This window comes from Microvirga massiliensis, from assembly GCF_001006805.1.
Taxonomy (GTDB): Bacteria; Pseudomonadota; Alphaproteobacteria; order Rhizobiales; family Beijerinckiaceae; genus Microvirga; species Microvirga massiliensis.
In genome coordinates this window covers 19,765-21,048 of sequence record NZ_LN811358.1, presented here as the reverse complement: position 1 = coordinate 21,048, position 1,284 = coordinate 19,765, and the positions used below count along the sequence as shown (strand labels likewise).

Here is a 1,284-nt window from a genome sequence, read left to right as displayed (position 1 = left end):
GGCACACACCCGCGATCTGATCCACGCCTTCTACACGCATCGCACCCAGATCCATGGTGGCAAGAACGACTGGTTCGCTCTGTTTTCGGACGCCAAGGGCCTGACGATGGGCTATTACAGCGCCGCCGCGATGAAAGACACCAATCTGTGGAAACTGGCGCAGCGCTATACGCTGCTCGACAATTTCTTCATGGGCGCGCTGGGCGGATCGTTCTTCAACCACATGTGGCTGGTCTGCGCCTGTGCACCGGTATGGCCCGATCCTCCAAAGGGGCTGCGTTCGCAGATCGACGAATCGGGCGCAGTCGTGAGCGAGCGCAAGGTGACGGCAGTTGGCGACGGGGACTACGCGGTCAACACCACTCAGTCGATCTTCCTCAACAACGGTCGGCAGGGCGGCGATCTGCTACCTGCCCAGACGACCCCGACCATCGGCGACAGGCTGTCCGACAAGGGAGTCGAGTGGGCTTGGTATTCCGGAGGCTGGAACCTGGCAATCAAGCCGAACCGCACCGCAGATGAGGAGAAGCAGCTGATGGATCTCGCGTTCCAGTGGCACCACCAGCCATTCGCCTATTTTGCTCGCTTCAACCCGACGACCGAGACCGGACGGAACGAACGCACCAAGCATCTCAGGGATGCGGTGCAGCTTGAAGCCGACATCAGGTCAGCATCCCTGCCGCCGGTGGCCTTCTACAAGCCAGTTGGCGTACTCAATCAGCACCCGGGATATGCCAACCTGGTGGCGGCTGATGAAGAAGTCGGGCGCATCATCCAGCTGATGGACGAGAGCCCGATGAAGAACTCCTACGCAGTGATCATCACCTATGACGAGAACGGCGGCGCATTCGATCACGTGTCGCCCCCGCAACCCGGGTCTGCAGGAGGGCGGGCCGACTTCTTTGGGCCGGGCTCGCGAGTTCCGGCCATTGTGGTCTCACCCTTTGCCGAGAAAGGCACGATCGACCATACGCAATATGAGACGACTTCGATCCTGAGGCTGATTAGCGAGAGACACCGCCTCGCCCCGTTGCCGAGTGCCCGCTATGGCGCCGTGGAGAGCCTTGCCAGGGCCTTCGACTTCGGGGATTGAGCGCCGCCCGACTGGCGCTCTTATGGGTGGCTGCTCTCGGACGATCTGAAGTGCCCCGCGTGATCCCAACGATGTATGCGCAGGCGCTCTCCTGTGATGCTCGTCTCCTCTCCACGTGCCCATAAGAACAGGGAGCGGGTAGCCGCAGAGGTCAACACCGCCGAGACGACCGCATCGGATCGAGGCTGTGT

The 1,284-nt window shown here is 61.5% G+C and carries 1 protein-coding gene; it reads left to right on the top strand.

The genetic code is table 11. The annotated features are described in order from the left end of the window. Positions 1-1,093: alkaline phosphatase family protein (locus tag BN1233_RS24330; RefSeq protein ID WP_052763911.1), on the top strand; the 1,093-nt coding region annotated here is incomplete at its 5' end. Positions 1,094-1,284 lie beyond the last annotated feature (191 nt).